This window comes from Arthrobacter sp. cf158 (assembly GCF_900106835.1).
Lineage (GTDB): Bacteria > Actinomycetota > Actinomycetes > Actinomycetales > Micrococcaceae > Arthrobacter.
On the sequence record NZ_FNNR01000004.1, the window covers coordinates 243,943 to 260,779 of the forward strand.

At 64.0% G+C, this 16,837-nt stretch carries 15 protein-coding genes; 7 read left to right on the forward strand and 8 right to left on the reverse strand.

Annotation, left to right across the window (positions count from 1 at the left end):
- The gene (gene trmB / locus BLW08_RS09955) at nucleotides 1-906 is read right to left on the reverse strand and encodes a tRNA (guanosine(46)-N7)-methyltransferase TrmB (RefSeq protein ID WP_090823109.1); all 906 of its coding nucleotides are present in this window, start codon (nucleotides 904-906) and stop codon (nucleotides 1-3) included.
- Between the two features lie 115 nt (nucleotides 907-1,021).
- On the opposite strand from trmB, the gene BLW08_RS09960 reads away from it, so the two are divergent.
- Genes BLW08_RS09960 through BLW08_RS09970 form a run of 3 tightly spaced genes read left to right on the forward strand, consistent with a single transcriptional unit; the run spans nucleotide 1,022 to nucleotide 3,155 of the window.
- Complete coding sequence (locus BLW08_RS09960) at nucleotides 1,022-1,261, forward strand: DUF1272 domain-containing protein (RefSeq protein WP_091324808.1); 240 nt, start codon at nucleotides 1,022-1,024, stop codon at nucleotides 1,259-1,261.
- Nucleotides 1,258-1,818: a pyridoxamine 5'-phosphate oxidase family protein gene (locus tag BLW08_RS09965; protein WP_091324810.1), complete on the forward strand. Its 561-nt coding sequence runs from the start codon at nucleotides 1,258-1,260 to the stop codon at nucleotides 1,816-1,818. Before BLW08_RS09960 ends, BLW08_RS09965 begins: the two co-directional genes overlap by 4 nt.
- 59 nt (nucleotides 1,819-1,877) lie before the next feature.
- A complete protein-coding gene (locus tag BLW08_RS09970; RefSeq protein WP_091324811.1) occupies nucleotides 1,878-3,155 on the forward strand; it encodes a CynX/NimT family MFS transporter in 1,278 nt (425 codons plus the stop codon).
- Nucleotides 3,156-3,225: 70 nt separating this feature from the next.
- Here BLW08_RS09970 and BLW08_RS09975 read toward each other — a convergent pair whose 3' ends face one another.
- Nucleotides 3,226-4,518: an MFS transporter gene (locus BLW08_RS09975; protein WP_090823117.1), complete on the reverse strand. Its 1,293-nt coding sequence runs from the start codon at nucleotides 4,516-4,518 to the stop codon at nucleotides 3,226-3,228.
- A gap of 38 nt (nucleotides 4,519-4,556) precedes the next feature.
- On the reverse strand, nucleotides 4,557-5,774 hold the full coding sequence (locus BLW08_RS09980; protein ID WP_091324813.1) for a M20 metallopeptidase family protein: 1,218 nt from the start codon (nucleotides 5,772-5,774) through the stop codon (nucleotides 4,557-4,559).
- A 140-nt stretch (nucleotides 5,775-5,914) separates the two neighbouring features.
- On the opposite strand from BLW08_RS09980, the gene BLW08_RS09985 reads away from it, so the two are divergent.
- Entirely contained in the window at nucleotides 5,915-6,952 is a 1,038-nt protein-coding gene (locus tag BLW08_RS09985) for an Lrp/AsnC family transcriptional regulator (protein WP_091324814.1), read from the forward strand.
- Here BLW08_RS09985 and BLW08_RS09990 read toward each other — a convergent pair.
- Entirely contained in the window at nucleotides 6,949-7,659 is a 711-nt protein-coding gene (locus BLW08_RS09990) for an SAM-dependent methyltransferase (RefSeq protein WP_091324816.1), read from the reverse strand. The two genes, BLW08_RS09985 and BLW08_RS09990, sit on opposite strands and share 4 nt — an antisense overlap.
- A 350-nt stretch (nucleotides 7,660-8,009) precedes the next feature.
- Between BLW08_RS09990 and BLW08_RS09995 the strand changes: the two genes are divergently transcribed.
- A complete protein-coding gene (locus BLW08_RS09995; RefSeq protein WP_175538639.1) occupies nucleotides 8,010-9,833 on the forward strand; it encodes an FG-GAP-like repeat-containing protein in 1,824 nt (607 codons plus the stop codon).
- Nucleotides 9,834-9,855: 22 nt separating this feature from the next.
- On the opposite strand, the gene soxR is transcribed toward BLW08_RS09995, so the two are convergent.
- Nucleotides 9,856-10,404: a redox-sensitive transcriptional activator SoxR gene (gene soxR / locus BLW08_RS10000; RefSeq protein ID WP_090823125.1), complete on the reverse strand. Its 549-nt coding sequence runs from the start codon at nucleotides 10,402-10,404 to the stop codon at nucleotides 9,856-9,858.
- Between soxR and BLW08_RS10005 the strand changes: the two genes are divergently transcribed.
- Complete coding sequence (locus BLW08_RS10005; protein ID WP_091324820.1) at nucleotides 10,403-11,821, forward strand: MFS transporter; 1,419 nt, start codon at nucleotides 10,403-10,405, stop codon at nucleotides 11,819-11,821. The genes soxR and BLW08_RS10005 overlap by 2 nt on opposite strands.
- Before the next feature lie 906 nt (nucleotides 11,822-12,727).
- Entirely contained in the window at nucleotides 12,728-14,449 is a 1,722-nt protein-coding gene (locus BLW08_RS10010; RefSeq protein WP_175538640.1) for a DEAD/DEAH box helicase, read from the forward strand.
- 142 nt (nucleotides 14,450-14,591) lie between these two features.
- Here the strand turns inward: BLW08_RS10010 and BLW08_RS10015 are convergent, their stop codons facing one another.
- The 3 genes from BLW08_RS10015 to BLW08_RS10025 all read right to left on the reverse strand — a co-directional run bounded on the left by BLW08_RS10015 (nucleotide 14,592) and on the right by BLW08_RS10025 (nucleotide 16,835).
- A complete protein-coding gene (locus BLW08_RS10015) occupies nucleotides 14,592-15,242 on the reverse strand; it encodes an MBL fold metallo-hydrolase (RefSeq protein ID WP_091324822.1) in 651 nt (216 codons plus the stop codon).
- 4 nt (nucleotides 15,243-15,246) lie between these two features.
- Nucleotides 15,247-16,251: an aldo/keto reductase gene (locus BLW08_RS10020; RefSeq protein ID WP_091325073.1), complete on the reverse strand. Its 1,005-nt coding sequence runs from the start codon at nucleotides 16,249-16,251 to the stop codon at nucleotides 15,247-15,249.
- A gap of 203 nt (nucleotides 16,252-16,454) precedes the next feature.
- Nucleotides 16,455-16,835 (reverse strand): DMT family transporter, encoded by a 381-nt coding sequence (locus BLW08_RS10025; protein ID WP_090823136.1) that lies wholly within the window; start codon nucleotides 16,833-16,835, stop codon nucleotides 16,455-16,457.
- Between the last annotated feature and the right edge of the window lie 2 nt (nucleotides 16,836-16,837).

The window sequence follows — 16,837 nt, forward strand, 5'->3', positions numbered from 1 at the left end:
CTAGATCTTGCGGTACGTAAGGTCGAAGATCATGCGGCCGGCCTCGTGGGCTTTGTTCTCGAAGCTCGTCCGGATGCGGCCCTCGAAGCGGGGAGCCCAACCACCTTCCTGATCCACGCCTTCGTTCGGACCAGTGTGCTCGGTGCTGACCGGTGCGCGGCCTTCCCTGACTGGCGCACCTCCCACAACGGATTCGACGCCGGATTGCCACACTTGCGTCAGCGGGCTCTCCTCGCCACTGCGCTCGCCATCGTGCATGTTCTCGAATTCTGTGGAATCTGCCAGGACTTCGCGGACGTGGACGGCGTAATTGGACCAGTCCGTCGCGATGCGCCAGTAGCCGCCCTTTTCCAAGGCCTTGGCAGCCACCGAAGCGAAGGCCGGCTGGATGAGGCGGCGCTTGTGGTGCCGGGCCTTGTGCCACGGATCCGGGAAGAACACCCAGAGCTCGCTGACGGACCCGGCAGGAAGCATGGACTCAAGGACCTCGGGAGCGTTGGCTTCCACCACACGCACGTTGGTCAGGCCGCGGCTGTTGATCTTGATGATGGTGTTGGCCAGCCCCGGCGTGTAGACCTCGACCGCCAGAAAGTCCTTGTCCGGGTTCTGCTCCGCGGCATGAACCACAGCGTCACCCAATCCAGAGCCAATCTCCACGATCAGGGGAGCCTTCCGCCCGAACACAGCCTCGGCGTCGAACGTGTAGTCCGGGTGCACGGAGGTGTTGGCCACGTGGCGGGGAACCTGGATGGCCCAGCGCTCGGCGTGCTCTTCCCAGGCTGCCTGCCTGCGCCCCTGCAAACGGGTGCCGCGGCGCACGAAGCTGACCGGGCGGCCGCCGTAGGTTCCGAAGGAGGCCTGGGTACCGGGGGTGACGGGTCGCGGGGTATCTGGGTTTTCACTCATCACCTCCAGAATACTTGGGTTCGGATGCGAGGATTCTCTGCGTTCCGGATCAGACGATCAGCGCCGGTCCGCGGCCGTGCCGGGGGAGTTGTGCCCCTGTGGGTAGAGTTGCCTGATGCTTGAGATCCGTCCGAATTGTGAATGCTGCGACCGTGACATCCTGCCCTCCGGCGAGGCTTACATCTGCACTTTTGAGTGCACGTGGTGTGCGGACTGTGTTGCTGGCTTCCCCAACAGGTCCTGCCCGAACTGCGGCGGGAACCTCCAGCTGCGCCCCATCCGTCCCGCGGCCGCTTTGATCACCAATCCAGCCAGCACCACGCGGGTTGTGTCTCCTGATTGTCTCCGGAAATGAGCACAAGCGCGGAGACGCTGGAGCTGGCCCTCGGTTCCTTGGTGGCGGCCACGGAGGGGCGCACCCCATTTACGCTCGGTTTCATGGGTACTACGGGGACGGACGGAGGACCACGGGTCCGTGCGGTCATCATCAGGGCTGTTGACCGAACAGCCGGACAGGTCATGGTTGCCACCAACGTCCTGTCCCCCAAGGTTGCGGAATTGGGCCACCAGCCGCTTGTGGCACTGACCCTGTACGACGACGACCGCGGGGTTCAGCTGCGCATCCTGGGTAACGCTGAGGTGGTCACCGATGAGGGCGAGCGACGCCGGGCGTGGGAGCGGTTCAGCCCGAGCAGCCGGCACCTTTATGCCTCACGGCTTGTTCCGGGCTCTCCTCGCCCGGATCAGCCACTGGATGGCCCGGGAGACGATGCGACGGCCATGGATCGTTTTGCCTGGATCAGAATCGACATGACGGATCTGGATTGGCTGGACCTCTCAGGCGATCCTCATATCCGCTGGCAGTTCTCTCGTAACGGCAGAAACTGGCGCGGACAGGAAATCATCCCCTGACGTCCGGTCACATCCAGCCCAGCGGGCCCTCATCTGGCCCTGCTGACAGAATAGGACGTGTGACCTCCTCCAAGACTCCCGGCTACCCAGAGAAGTCAGTCCTCCCTGAGATCGCGGTGGACGCCGAGATCGACGACGAGCCGGCCGCGGACCCTACGCAACTCCGCGGCAAGAAGAGCCTGATCTACCTCGGTATCTGCCTGGTCCTGATCGGCCTCAATCTCCGTACCGTGTTCTCGAGCTTCTCAGCGGTGCTGCCCGAAATAACGTCCGACGCCGGCCTGCCGGGCTGGTCGCTGGTGGTCCTCACCACCGTCCCGGTGACGTTGCTGGGCGTCTTCGCACCCCTTGCCCCCATCCTGGCCCGCAGGTTCGGCGCGGAACGGGTGCTTCTCGGGGCCATGGCAGTGCTGACGGCAGGTTTGCTGTTGCGGCCCTTGGACATCCCGGGGATGGGTCACCTTCCCACACTCCTGGCAGGTACCGCGGCCTGCGGAGCCGCCATCGCCTTGTGCAACGTGCTCCTGCCGGGCGTCGTTAAAAGGGACTTCCCGCACCGGCTTGGCCTGATGGGCGGCCTCTACACGACGGCGATCTGCGCTTCGGCTGCCCTTGGCGCGGGATTCACGTATCCGGTCTTTACGGCAACCGGCCACTGGACCTCGGCTCTGTGGTTCTGGGCGGTGCCGGCCGCCGTCGTACTTTTGCTGTTCCTGCCGCTGGCAATCCGCCAGCCCTCCGTAAAACACCAGGCCATCCACGGCGGGGTGAACGTGTGGCGGTCGGCCGTGGCTTGGCAGGTCACCCTGTTCATGGTGCTGCAAGCCATGATGTCGTTCAGCGTTTTCGCATGGATGGCGCCCATCCTGCGCGACCGGGGGATCGACGGCGGTACGGCCGGGCTGATCGTCTCGGTGTCGATTGTGCTTCAGATGCTCGGCTCACTGTTTGCCCCGGCACTGGCTACGCGGTTTAAGGACCAGCGTGTCATCAATATGGTGGTGGCCCTGATGACAGGCTGCGGGTTTGCGCTGACCATCTTTGGCCCCACGGAGCTCATCTGGATCTGGACCGGGCTCAATGGGCTGGGCCAGGGTTCGCTCACCGCGGTTGCGCTGACCATGATCATGGTCCGCACGCGCGACGCCCACACTGCCGCGCACCTGTCCGGGATGATGCAGGGCGTCGGGTATGGAGTGGGATCGGCGGGCACTCTGCTGGTGGGCCAACTGCACCAAGCAACCGGCGGATTCGCAGCGGCCGGAATCCTGTTCCTGGTGGTCGGTTCGCTCGCGGCCTTCTTCGGATACCGGGCCGGCCGCGACCGCTTCGTTTAACGTTGTGAGGCCCACTCTGCGTCCCAAAACCCCCGGGAAGAGCGCAGAGCGGGCCTCGCAACAACGGCAGTTAGACGGTCAGGTCCTTGCCCTTGGTCTCCGGGATGGAGAAGGCGAACGCGATGCCCACCAGCAGCAGGATCACGGCATAGACGTTGAACAGGTAGCCCTGCCCGATGCTGCCCAGCCAGGTCTGCAGGTACGGAGCCGTGCCACCAAAGACTGCGACGCAGATGGAGTACGGGACGCCGACGCCAATGGTCCGGATGTGTGTCGGGAAGAGTTCAGCGTACACAGCCGGGACGATCGCAGCGCTGCCGGCAATGAAGAACAGCATCACGGACATGGACACGGCGAGCTGCCACGGGGAGTCCTTGAGCAGCCAGGTCATGGGGAAGTGCAGCAATGCGGCGCCCGCGGCTGATGCGATGATCACGGGCCGGCGGCCGATGCGGTCGGACAGCTTGCCCCAGAACGGCAGGGCCGCGATGAACACCACGTTGGCGATCACGCCTGCCCAGAGCGCGGCGCCCCGGTCCATCTTCAACGAGGTTGCCGCGTAGCTCGGCGCCACCACACCCCAGATGTAGTACACAACGGTCAGGCCAACCGTGAGGCCGATAACCTGCAGCGCCTGCTTGCGGTACTTGATGATCTGCGGCAGGATCGGGAGCCGCTTCTCGTTGGGCGCCTCAGATTCGAACGCCTCGGTTTCCTTCATCTTGGCCCGCATGAACAGGGCGTATATACCCAGCGCGCCGCCGATCAGGAACGGGATGCGCCAGCCCCAGGCGTTCATTTCGTCCTTGCTCAGGACGCCCGTGAGGATGGCCCCCAGCAGGGTACCGGCCAGGATGCCGGCAGTGCCGGACGTGTAAATGAGGGTCGCCCAGAAGCCGCGGTGTTCCTTGGGTGCCATCTCGGAGAGATACGTTTGCGACGACGGCAGCTCACCACCGTGCGCCAGGCCCTGGATGAGACGGGCCACCAGAAGCATTACCGAGGCGAAGGCGCCGACGGCAGCAAATGTTGGCGCAATACCGATGAGCAGGCTGCCCACCGCACCCAAAGCGACTGCCACAGTCATGGAAGTCTTGCGGCCGATCCGGTCGCCGATCCAGCCGAACACGAAGCCGCCGAACGGACGGGCAACGAACCCGACGGCGAAGATCGCCAGGGTGGACAGCACAGCTGACGTGGGGTCTGCTTGGCTGAACAGGGCGCTGGCGATGAATGGCGAGAACGTGGCGTAGATGGCCCAGTCGTACCATTCAACGGCGTTGCCGATGCCGGTACCAACCAGCGTTCGCATGTGCGATTTGTGGACCTTGACGTCGGGGGACGTTCCTACGGTGGCGGTCATGTGGTTCTCCAAAGTGGGGAGGGTCTGGGGAAGGGGAGTTAGTTGCCGGCGAGGGCAGCGATGCGGGATACGGCAAGTTCGGCGTACAGCGCGGCGCCGTCGGTGAGGACGCCGTCGTCGAACATTGCGTACGGCGAGTGGTTGAACGGCGACGTCGTGTGGTCGGCGCCGGGGGCAACGGCACTGAGTCCCACAAAGGTGCCGGGGACTTCGGCGAGGACGCGGGAGAAGTCCTCGGAACCGCTCAGGGGAGTTGCCATGCGGGTGTGCCGGGATTCGCCGAACATTCCGGCGATGACTTTCTCCGCGGTGGTGGTTTCGTCGTCGTCGTTGATGGTGAGGGGGTATTCCTCTTGGTAGTGCACGTCCGCCTCCAAACCGTGGGCTGCCGCGATGCCGTGCAGAAGCCTGGGTACTGCTTCCATCATCTTGCGGCGGGACTCTTCGGAGAAGGTCCTGATGGTGGCCTCGATGCGGGCGGTCTCGGGGATGACGTTGCGCTTGGTTCCTGCGTGCAGGACACCGACGGTCAGGACTACGGGATCGAACATGTTGAACTGGCGCGTGACCATGACCTGGAGTGCGGTGACCATCTCGGCAGCGGCGGTGACGGGGTCCTTGGCCGAGTAAGGAGCCGAGCCATGGCCGCCCGCGCCCAAGACAGTGACAACGAGTCCGTCCGAGGAGCTGAGCATGACGCCGGGCTTGGTGACGAACTGACCGTGCGGTTCCAGGGAAGAGAACACGTGCATTCCGTAGGCGGTGTCAGCGCGACGCCCGGCAGCATCCAGCACACCTTCCTTGATCATGTAACTCGCTCCGTCGAATCCTTCCTCGCCGGGCTGGAACATGAGGATCACATCGCCGGCCAACTGATCGCGACGCTCTGCCAGGAGAGTGGCCGCACCGGCCAGCATGGAGGTGTGGAGGTCGTGACCACAAGCGTGCATGGCGCCATCCACACGGGAGGTGTAGTCCACGCCGGTGGTTTCCTGGACTGGAAGTCCGTCCATGTCGGCCCGCAGCAGCACCACGGGCTTCTCGGCCGAAGTGTGAGCCGCGCCGCCGCGCAGGACTGCGGTGACCGACGTCGTTTCCTTGCCAAGGGTGATCTCGTACGGCAGTCCGTCCAATGCCTTGAGCACCTTTTCCTGCGTGCGGGGTAGCTGCAGGCCGATCTCGGGTTCGCGGTGCAGGTCGTGGCGGAGACGGACGATGTCGTCCCGCAGTTCCTTGGCATCTGCCGCGATGGTCATAAGTGCTCCTGTGGTGCTCGGGGATGGGTTCCTTATGCCATTCTGAGGTGATGTGGTTCACATGGCGTGAAACATCTGTAAATATTCATGTTCGAGTGTAAAAGTGCAGGATTCATGCAGGGCAGTGGGAGAATCGACTCATGGAGCTCAGCGAAGAAGATCTGCGACTGGTCAACGCACTGCAGATTTCACCCCGGATCAGTTGGTCGGATGCCGGGGAAGTCCTGGGCGTTCACGCCACCACCCTGGCCGCCCGTTGGGAACGCCTGCGGGCGGCTGGCGCGGCCTGGACAACGGCCCACCTGATGGGCGATCCCAAAGACATGTGCCTGGCCATGGTGGACATTGACTGCGAAATGCACCTTAGGCCCCACGTCACATCCGCCGTTGCCCGCATACCCGAGGTCATTACGGTGGAGGAAGCCGCCAGCAACCGAGACCTCACACTGACGGTCATCACCCAGGACCTGAAGCAGTTCAGCACCCAGCTGCTGCCCAGGCTCAAGGAAATCCGGGGCCTCACCAAGTACCACACGGCCCTCTGCACGCGGATCCACACCAGCGGATACGCGTGGCGGCTCAATGTGCTCACCAAGGCTGAACAGCAGGCACTCCGGGCGCTCGCAGGACCCGAATCGGCCAACCCGTCCGCGCCGGATGCCGTGGTGGTCCCGCTGCCGGAAAGCCACCTGGCGCTTATCCCGTTCCTGGCCCGCGATGGCAGGGCCACGGCGGCGGAGATCTCCCGCGCCCTGGGCCGGAATCCGGCAACGGTTCAACGACAACTCGGTCGGGTGCTCGCCAGCCGGATGCTGTCCTTCCGCTGCGAGATTGCCCAGCAGTTCTCGGGATTCCCCATCACCGTTCAGTGGTTCGCGAATGTGCCCGCAGGGGAGCACCAGGCCGCCGCCACGGAGCTCAGGGCCATCCGGAACATCAGGTTCTCCGCGTCCACCACAGGGCGCACCAACTTCACCATGATCATGTGGCTGCGTTCTTTGGCAGACGTCATGGAAATGGAGCTCACCATCCAGCAGCGGATTCCAGGCATAGAACTGGTGGAAAGCGTGGTCATGCTCAACACAGCCAAGCGCGTCGGGTGGATGCTGAACCCGGACTCCACCGCCACAGGGACAGTTGTGGCGCCGTACGGGGAGCTGCTGCCGGCAGGAATTTAGGCGTGCTTGGTGGCCCTCAGGACCGTGTCCAAGGTGGTGCCGGACTCGCCGTTCGGGCCAGTGACAGTCCTTGCGCGGTCAGTGAGGACGTTGACAAACCACGGCTCGCGATCCAGTCTCAGAGCGCCCGCCAGCTGCTCCGGAGTGAAGAACATGCCGGAGTCGTGGTGGTGGCTCCACGACGGGAGACCGTGCGGGTGATGACCCACGATCAACAAAGTGCCGCCTGGTGCGACCGCCGCTGCCGCCAATGCCACGGAATCCCGCCACGGCAGGAGGGGAGAGTGCAGGAACTGGGCCGAGACCAAATCAAACACCGGCTCCGGCGTCCACTCGGCAAGGTCCTGCTGCTGCCAGATGATCTTGTCCGCATGGTCGGTTTGCGCTGCATGGGCTGCTGCCCGTTCAAGCGCGACGGCGGACACGTCCAACGCGGTGACGGTCCAGCCTTGCTGGGCCAACCAAATAGCGTCACCGCCTTCCCCGGAGCCCAGGTCCAGTGCCTTTCCCGGCTTCAGCCCAGCGACCTCGGCAACCAGTTGCGGGTTCGGGTTCCCGCTCCAAATTTTGGCGCGCTCCCGGTACATCCCGTCCCACATGTCCACGGCGTTGTCCGCGTCCTTATGGAGGTTCAGGCCGCCCTGCTGCGCTCCTTCATGCTGGTGCCCGTGCTGGTGGGTGCCGCCGTCGTGCGTCTTTTCAGTCATACGCCAAGCGTGCCGTGGGCCGCGAGGAAAAGGCAACGCCTGTTGCTATTCCGGCAAAGTCCAACGCTGCGTGGACGCCTCTGGTATTTGTCTGCGACGGCGGATAACCTTTGATCTTCTGCGCCCGAATCATTCCGGTGGCGCCTCGTACTGGGGGATTCATGGTTTTCTTGCCGCGCATCGTTCGTGTGCCCACTGCGCTGACGGCTGCAGCAGTGCAGCTGTTGGTGGGCGGTGGGGTTGCTAACGCGCATCCCATTCAGCCCACTGCCAACTCATCAGTTTCCCTTTCGACATCGCTGAAAACCGCGGGTCAAAGTCCCTCGGGGATAAGAGCGCTGGAAGTCCCTATGGCTTCGATGGATTCTCCAGACACCCTTGCAGTAGACGCAAGCATTTTGAAGTTCAGTCGTGACGGATCCAGGGCCTTCGTCTATGGCAGTCAATACTTTGCAGATATCTACGCTCCGGCAGACATGGTGTCCGGCAGCGTTGAGGTGATGAACGCCTTCGACCTCGCGATGTCGCCAAGCGGATCCACCGCGTACCTGCCTACAAGCTACGAGACGGCTGACGTCGCTGTGGTGGACACCGTGCGGCACACGGTCACAGCCAGAATTCCTCTGGCTGAAGAGGCCCAGAAGGTCGCCATCTCAGCAAACGGCGCTGTCCTTTATGCGTTGTCTGGGAGGCCCTATGATTCGCCACTAAGAAACGGGGTGGTGAGCGTTATCGACCTCGCAGCAAAAGCTGTGAAGGCCGTTGTTCCCGTTGGGGCCGGTGCCAACGACGTCCTGGTCGCGCCTTCCGGGGACAAGATTTACGTGTCGAATTACGCTGACAACACCGTGACTGTCATTAGCGCGGCTACCAACAAAGTGGTCAAGACGATTCCCATCGAGGGTGGGCTGGGTCGTGGCTCCATCTCTGCCGATGGTGCAAAAATCTTTTACCCAAAGCCTGCTGGTGGGATCGCAGTCGTGGGGATCTCAATGGACACGGTTCTTGCCAATATTCCGACCAATTCGCCTGTGAACGCCCCTGTATTCACCCGAGACGGTTCACGGGCATACTTCGTGGATCAATATCCGGGGCGCATTGTGAACGGAGAAAACGTCCCAGGCGATTACTCCGTATCTGAGATTGACCTTGCGAAGAATACAGCGAGAGCCATTAGCACTGTAGACCCGGGTCAAGGCACTCCCGGCCGTCCTGTTGTACAAACGAGCCCGGACGGTAAGAGGCTCTACGTGCTGGGCAGCAAAGCTGTAGTCCTTACATTACCTTCGCTTCAGGTCCTGGCCAGCACCCCCATGCCCAGAATGGTCAGCAGTTTCACGATGTCCCCGGATGGTAGCAAGGGCTACGGGCTAACAACTGGCGGAGGACACATCGTGGTGGTCAATGCGCCCCGCCTTGACAACGTCCGCAAGGATTACAACTCCGATTTCGCCACAGATATCCTGGCCCGTGATTCGGGAGGTGCACTGTGGCTCTATCCGGGCAACGCCAACAAGGGTTGGCTTACGCGGACTCGAGCCGGCTCTGGCTGGAATGGCATGAACTTGGTTGTTACTCCCGGTGACTTCAATGGAGACTTGAAGCCGGATGTCCTGGCGCGGGACAACTCTGGCGACCTTTGGCTGTATCCAGGGGATGGACAGTCGTATTGGTGGTCACCCAGCAAGATTGGCGTGGGCTGGAATGCCATGACCGCAGTGTTCGCACCGGGAGATTTTGATTATGACGGGCACTCGGACATTTTGGCCCGCGACGGCGCGGGCGACCTGTGGCTCTATCCGGGCAATGGCATGGGCGGGTGGTTATCGCGTACGAAGGTCGGTTCCGGTTGGAATGACATGACGGCAATCATGGGACCTGGGAGAAATGCGAACCCCGGTACTGATGTGCTTGCACGCGACAGCGCCGGAACCTTGTGGCTCTACGAGCGCGATCTGTCCAACCGTTGGGTACCTCGGCGGCAAGTCGGCACCGGCTGGAATGCGATGACCAGCATCGTGACTCCGGGGGACTTCGATGGCGACGACATTCCGGACATTCTGGCGCGAGATTTCTCCGGCGACTTCTGGCTCTACCCGGGAACAGAACATGGAGGCTATCAGCCAGGGGTAAGGGTGGGCGCTGGTTGGAACGTGATGACGGCAATCGCATAGCCGGCCCCTGTTTCACGTTGTTCTAACCCGGGGGCAGTTCAGCCTCCGCTTCCGGCAAGTTCCAACGCTGCGCCCCGGCCCCCGAAGCCCCGAGCTCATCCGAGGGGTTCTGCAACGTGCACGACTTCAGGCTCAGGCAGCCACAGCCTATGCACCCGTCAAGGTCGTTGCGCAGATGTTCCAGCGCTGCGATCCGCTGGTCCAATTCCTCGCGCCACCTCAGCGACAACTTGGCCCAGTCGCGCTTGGTGGGGGTCCGGCCATCGGGCAACGAGTCCAGCGCCTCCCGGATGTCCTTCAACGGCAGGCCCACTCGCTGGGAGGTCTTGATGAACGCGACCCGCCGCAGCGTGTCGCGCCGGTACCGCCGCTGGTTGCCGGCCGTGCGCTCGGCTTCGATGAGTCCGTTGCGTTCATAGAAATGAAGGGCCGACGGCGACACTCCACTGCGTTCGGACAGCTCACCGATAGTGAGTGGCCGGTGCGTGGGGACGTGCGTCATGGAGCTGCTCCGAGGGTGGGCGGGATGGATTGACCTCAACATTAGTTGAGGTTCTAGGGTTGCGTCCATGACCTCTGACACCTCATCGGCCGGGATTCTGAGCCGTCCTTACCTGCTTGCCACTGTGGGGGCTTGCGCGCTCGTGTTCCTGAGCGCTTTCGAGTCCCTCGCAGTGACCACCATCATGCCTCTCGTGAGCCGCGACCTTGACGGAGCCAGCCTCTATGCGTTGGCGTTCGCGGGCCCGCTGGCCACCGGCGTGATGGGCATGGTGGCGGCAGGAAACTGGTCCGATCGTCGTGGTCCCGCAGCGCCGTTGTACTCCTCCGTGGCGTTGTTCGTAGCTGGCCTGCTCATTGCCGGCACGGCCGGAACAATGGAAATCCTGGTGCTCGGGCGGTTGGTGCAGGGTCTTGGTGGCGGTGCGATGACCGTGGCCCTCTACGTATTGGTGGCCCGTGTGTACCCGCCGGCGCTGCATCCCAAGATCTTTGCGGCCTTTGCTGCGTCCTGGGTTGTCCCGTCCTTGGTGGGCCCGTTCGCGGCAGGTGTGGTGGCCCAGTTGAGCAGTTGGCACTGGGTGTTCCTCGGTGTGGTGGGACTGGTTGTTCCTGCGTTGCTGATGGTTGTGCCGGCCGTGCGGGGGATGAGTTCCGAACCCGCGGCCGAGCCTGCCCCAGCTGAGCCTGTCCCGTGGGCTTTTGGGCGCATGGGGTGGGCGGCGCTCGCCGCAGTCGCTGTCCTGGGACTGAACCTGTCCGCGGAGGTACCGGGCGTGGGCGGGGTGATTGCCGTCGTCGCGCTTGTCTTTGCCCTGGTGGCTGTGCGCCCGTTGGTTCCCCGCGGAACCCTGACCGCCCGCCGCGGCCTGCCCAGCGTGATCCTGGTCCGCGGATTGGCGTCCGCCGCGTTCTTCGGAGCCGAGGTGTACCTGCCGTACCTGCTGACCGAACGGTACGCCTTCACGCCGACGTTCGCCGGGCTCACCTTGACCGGCGCTGCGCTGGCATGGGCCGGGGCGTCGGCGGTCCAAGGGCGGCTGGGCGCGAAGTTGGCAGACGACCTCGCCGTGAAGATCGGCGCCGCGTTGGTGCTGATAGCTGTGATCTCAACCCTGGTGACGGCCGTATTCGCCTTGCCAGCGGCCGTGGCTATTGTCGGCTGGATCCTTGCCGGCGGCGGGATGGGGCTCATGTACCCGCGGCTGAGCGTCATGACCCTGGCCCTGTCCACGCCCGAGAACCAGGGATTCAACAGCGCGGCCATGTCCATCTCCGATTCCCTCGGCGGTGCGCTGTCCCTCGCCGCCACGGGGCTCGTCTTCGCAGCATTTACGACGACGAACTCGTTTGCGGGGGTCTTCGCACTGACGGCGGTGATCGCCGTCGTCGGGGTTCTTATCGCACCGAGGGTCGCCGCCCGCGTGGCCGCATCCGAGGGCCCGAGCGATTCCACGGCTGCACCCGAGCTCACGCACCACGTCTGACTCGTTGTGGGCGGGGGAGTTGTGGGGTGAGCTGTGGGTGGGTTGTGGGGCCGGCTCTGCGTGTTTCGTGGGTCCGGAGCCGCGCATAGTAGGCCCCGCAAGGCGAGGGGGTGGGTTGTTGGGCCCGCTCTGCTCCCCATGCGATCCTCGAGCCGCGCATAGTAGGCCCCGCAAGGCGAGGGGGTGTGTTGTGGGGCCCGCTCTGCTCCCCATGCGAGCCCCGAGCCGCGCACAGTAGGCCCCGCAAGGCGAGGGGGTGAGTTGTGAGGCCCGCTCTGCGTGTTTCGTGGGTCCCGAGCCGCGCATAGCAGGCCCCGCAAGGCGAGGGGGTGTGTTGTGGGGCCGGCTCTGCACCCCAAGCGAGCCCCGAGTCGCGCATAGTAGGCCTCGTAACGCGAGGGGGTGTGTTGTGGGGCCGGCTCTGCGTGTTTCGTGGGTCCGGAGCCGCGCTTAGTAGGCCCCGCAAGGCGAGGGGGTGAGTTGTGGGGCCCGCTCTGCTCCCCATGCGAGCCGCGAGCCCCGAGTCGCGCACAGTAGGCCCCGCAAGATGGAGGGGTGAGTTGTGGGGCCCGCTCTGCACCCCATGCGAGCCGCGAGTCGCGCATAGCAGGCCCCGCAGCGCACCCCTGGCCAGCCCCGATGCGGGACCGCCGTGGAATCACTGCTAGACTGAGAACACTTGATGTGCGGTGACGCCCTGAAGCAGGTGGCCTGAAAGGCTGCGCGGCGGGGCATTTTTCATGTGAGAGGCACATCCTGCGTCGATGAACGCGTTCTATTTGGTCCCGGCCACCGCTGTTGCAGCGAACCGGTAGACCACCTGACTTTTCCTCGGCGAACCCCTGGCCCAACCGGCGTCGGGGGCCGATGTCCGCAACTGGACACCGCCCGAAAGACATGAAGTTTATGACTACTTTTGCTGCCCTTGGCACGCCCAAGCCCATTGCTGAGTCCCTCGCCGCAGATGGCATCGAAGAGGCATTCCCCATCCAGGTGAAGACCCTCCCGGACACCCTCGCAGGCCGCGACGTTCTGGGCCGTGGCCGCACCGGCTCCGGCAAGACCATCGCTTTCGCCATCCCGCTCGTGGCCCGCTTGGCCGAGCGTGAAGCAAAGCACTTCCGCAAGCCGGGCCGCCCCATGGGCCTCGTCCTTGCACCGACGCGTGAACTGGCAACCCAGATCAACGCCACCATTGAGCCGCTGGCCAAGGCGATGGGTCTGAACACCACGGTCATCTACGGCGGCATCTCCCAGGCACGCCAGGAGAAGGCGCTGCGCGCCGGCGTCGACATCGTCATCGCCTGCCCGGGCCGCCTCGAAGACCTGATCCGCCAGCGCATCCTGACCCTCGAAGCCGTTGAGGTCACTGTGCTGGACGAGGCCGACCACATGGCAGACCTCGGCTTCCTCCCGGTCGTCAAGAAGCTCATGGACATGACCCCCACCCAGGGTCAGCGCCTGCTCTTCTCCGCCACGTTGGACAACGGTGTTGACAAGCTGGTCAACCGTTACCTGTCCAACCCGCTGACGCACTCCGTGGACGATCCCCAGGCCGCTGTCACCACCATGGAACACCACGTTCTGGTGGTCAACGATCAGACCGTCAAGAAGCAGCTCATTGTTGAACTGGCCTCCGGCGCCGGCCGCCGCGTCCTCTTCATGCGGACCAAGCACCACGCCCGCAAGCTTGCCAAGACCCTCACGGATGCCGGCATCCCCGCCGTCGACCTTCACGGCAACCTGTCGCAGAACGCCCGCGACCGCAACCTTGCCGAGTTCTCCAACGGCGACGTCCGCGTCCTGGTGGCCACCGACGTCGCAGCCCGCGGCGTGCACGTTGACGACGTCGAACTCGTCATCCACGTGGACCCGCCCACAGAGCACAAGGCCTACCTGCACCGCTCCGGCCGTACGGCCCGCGCCGGTTCCGATGGCACCGTGGTCACGCTGACGCTCCCCGAGCAGCAGAGCGACGTCAAGAAGCTCATGAAAGCTGCCGGCGTTGACGTCAACTTCGAGCGCGTCACGGCCAACTCCCCGTTGGTTGCCGAGCTCGTTGGCGACATCGCGGACAAGGTTGATCCCCGCACCCGTGCAGCACTCCTCGCGGCGAAAGCCCCGCAGGGTGGCGGCACCTCCACAGGCGCCAACGCCCAGCGCAAGCGCGCACGCCGCTCCACTCAGGCGGCACCCACCGCTGGTGGCCGTGGCGGTCGCAACGGACGCGGCAAGGTTGGGGCTGAGCCGGTTCGTACGGACACCAACCGTGCCGATCGCCGCGCAGCAGCGAACGACGACGTCGCCCGCAGCTCACGCGGTCGCGGCAAGTCGGGTGCCACTCACCGCAATGACGTTCCCGGTTCGCAGGGCCAGAACGGCCGCAGCGGTCGCCCGGCAACCGGCCAGCGCTCAGCTTCGGCTCCGCGCACGGCGTCCACCACCTCGACGCGTACCGGTGGGAACAAGGCTGTATGGTCTTCCGCAACGGGCGCTACGTCCGGTGGATCCTACGGTTCGGGTGCCTCCGGCAACTCCGGTCGCGGTGGCTCCGGTGCGGGTCGTCCGGCCCGCAGCGGCCCGCGTCGTGCATCGGCTCCGGCCTCGAACGAGCGTCGCGGCCGCTAGGTCCCGCGTTGTGAGGCCCGCTCTGCGTGCTATTCCTGAGGGATGGGACGCAAAGCAGGCCCCGCAAGTCCAGGCCGCAACGGTGTGAGGCCCACTCTGCGCGCTATTCCTGAGGTTTGGAGCGCAGAGCAGGCCCCGCAAGTTACCAGCCTCGGGCGCGCCATTCCTCAAGGTGTGGGCGCTCGGCGCCAAGGGTGGTGGGCAATCCATGGCCGGGGTGCACCAGGGTCTCGTCCGGATAAGCGTCGAACAGTCGCTCCGACACGTCGTTCAACAGAGAAGTGAAGCGTGAAGGATCTTTCTGTGTGTTGCCGACGCCGCCCGGAAACAACGAGTCCCCACTGAAAATGTGGGCCGGCCCGTCCGGATCCTGGTACACGAAAGCGATCGAGCCCGGGGTATGACCGCGCAGGTGGACCGCCGAAAGCTCGAAGTCGTCGAATCGCTCAATGTCGCCGTGACCTAGCCGAACATCCACCGGAACGGGCAACGCATCGGCGTCGTCCGCTCCTGCAGACGTGGTGGCCCCTGCAGCTGCCACCAACTCCGGCAGCGCGCGGACGTGGTCCCAGTGCTGGTGGGTGGTGGCGATCCTGAGCAGTTTGGTGGGTGCCGTTGAATCTGCGGCGCTGTCCTCCAGAAGCTGCTGAATGGCCGGGAGGTCGTCGGCGGCATCGATCAACACTTGGGCGCCAGTGGACTTTGACGTCAACAGGTACACATTGTTGTTCATCTCGCTGACCGAAATACTGCGAATGGTGACGTCACGCAATGAGTGAATAAGCGAATCCATTTGTTCAGCCTACGTTGTTGGCTTCGCGGCCCTGTGACACCCAGTTGGGGTCGGCAGAGCGTGAACCCACGACGGCGGCAGCGGCTTGGTCAAGCACCTCAAGTTGTGCTGTCCCCAGTTGCAGGGACAGCGCCCCCAGGTTCTCGTCGATCCGGTGCGTTTTGCGCGTGCCGGGGATGGGGACCACAGAGATCCCAAGGCGCTGACCTTGGGTGAACAGCCAGGCCAGGGCTACCTGGGCAGGAGTTGCATCCAGCCCGCTGGCTACCTCGCGGACCGCAGCCACTACGGCTTGGTTCGCATCAAGTGCCTCGTCACCAAAACGGGGGATCTTATGGCGGAAATCGTTCTCGCCGAGGTCGCCCGCGCTGACGGTTCCCGTAAGGAAGCCACGGCCCAGCGGCGAATACGGCACAAACCCGACGCCAAGCTCCTTGGCTGCAGGAACAACGTTGAGCTCAACATCCCTGCTCCAGATTGACCATTCACTCTGGACCGCGGCAATGGGATGGACGGCGTTGGCCTGCCTGAGCTCCTCGGCTGTCACTTCTGACAGTCCCAGGTGCCGGACCTTGCCCTCACGGACCAGCTCTGCCATGGCCTCCACGGTTTCCACTATCGGAACGCGGAGGTCACGGCGGTGCAGGTAGTAGAGGTCAATCACGTCAGCGTCCAGGCGGCGGAGGCTCGCTTCCGCTGCTTGCCTGACGTAGGGCGCATCCCCGCGGACTCCCGTGTACCCGTCCGCGGGGTTGCCCTCTATTCCAAACTTCGTAGCCACTTGGATCTCGTCTCGCCGCTCTTTCAGGAGCCTGCCCACCAGTTCCTCGTTACTGCCGGCGCCGTAAACATCTGCGGTGTCGATGAACGTTATCCCAGCGTCCACGGCATGCCTGAGGGTTTGCAAGCCTTCCTCTGGGTCGATTCCGCCGTAGACAGGGGTCAGCGCCATTCCGCCGAAACCGAGGGGACTAACTGTGAGGCCATCGCCGAGTTGAACTGCAGTCATGAACTTCTCCAATGTGCGTTTGGGTGCTCTTGAAGGCGTGAACTCCATGACGGTCGCGGGTATTCCAGCGTTACCTGCGCTCCTTCCCAGTTGGTCCGCTGATACCCGGGCTGGTTGTCCGCATACCTCCGTGGTTTCGGGGATTTGTATGCTGCCGAATGGAGTACCGCGCGGGCAACTGGGAAGGAACGCTGCGGAGTCTCCTACTCGGCCTTGGCTACAGGCTTATCGGAAGGCAAGGCCTTCAAACCGGCAGCACAGCCAACGATTCCCGCGATGAAGAGAAGCTTCAGCGGACTTGCCGATTCCACGCCCGTGATCATGGCCCAGCCAACAGTCAGCGCAGCACCAATACCCACCCATACGGCGTACGCCGTGCCGAGGGGGATGCGCTTCACCGCGAGGCCCAGTCCGATCATGCTCAGGACGGCCGTGACGGCGAAGACCAGGGTGGGCATGAGCTGTGTAAAGCCATTGGAGAGGCCCAATGCGGTAGCCCACACGGCTTCGAGCAGTGCCGATGCCAGGAGGATGATCCAGAAGATTCCGGTGCCTGTGTTCTTGGTATTCGTGCTCTTCGTCATGG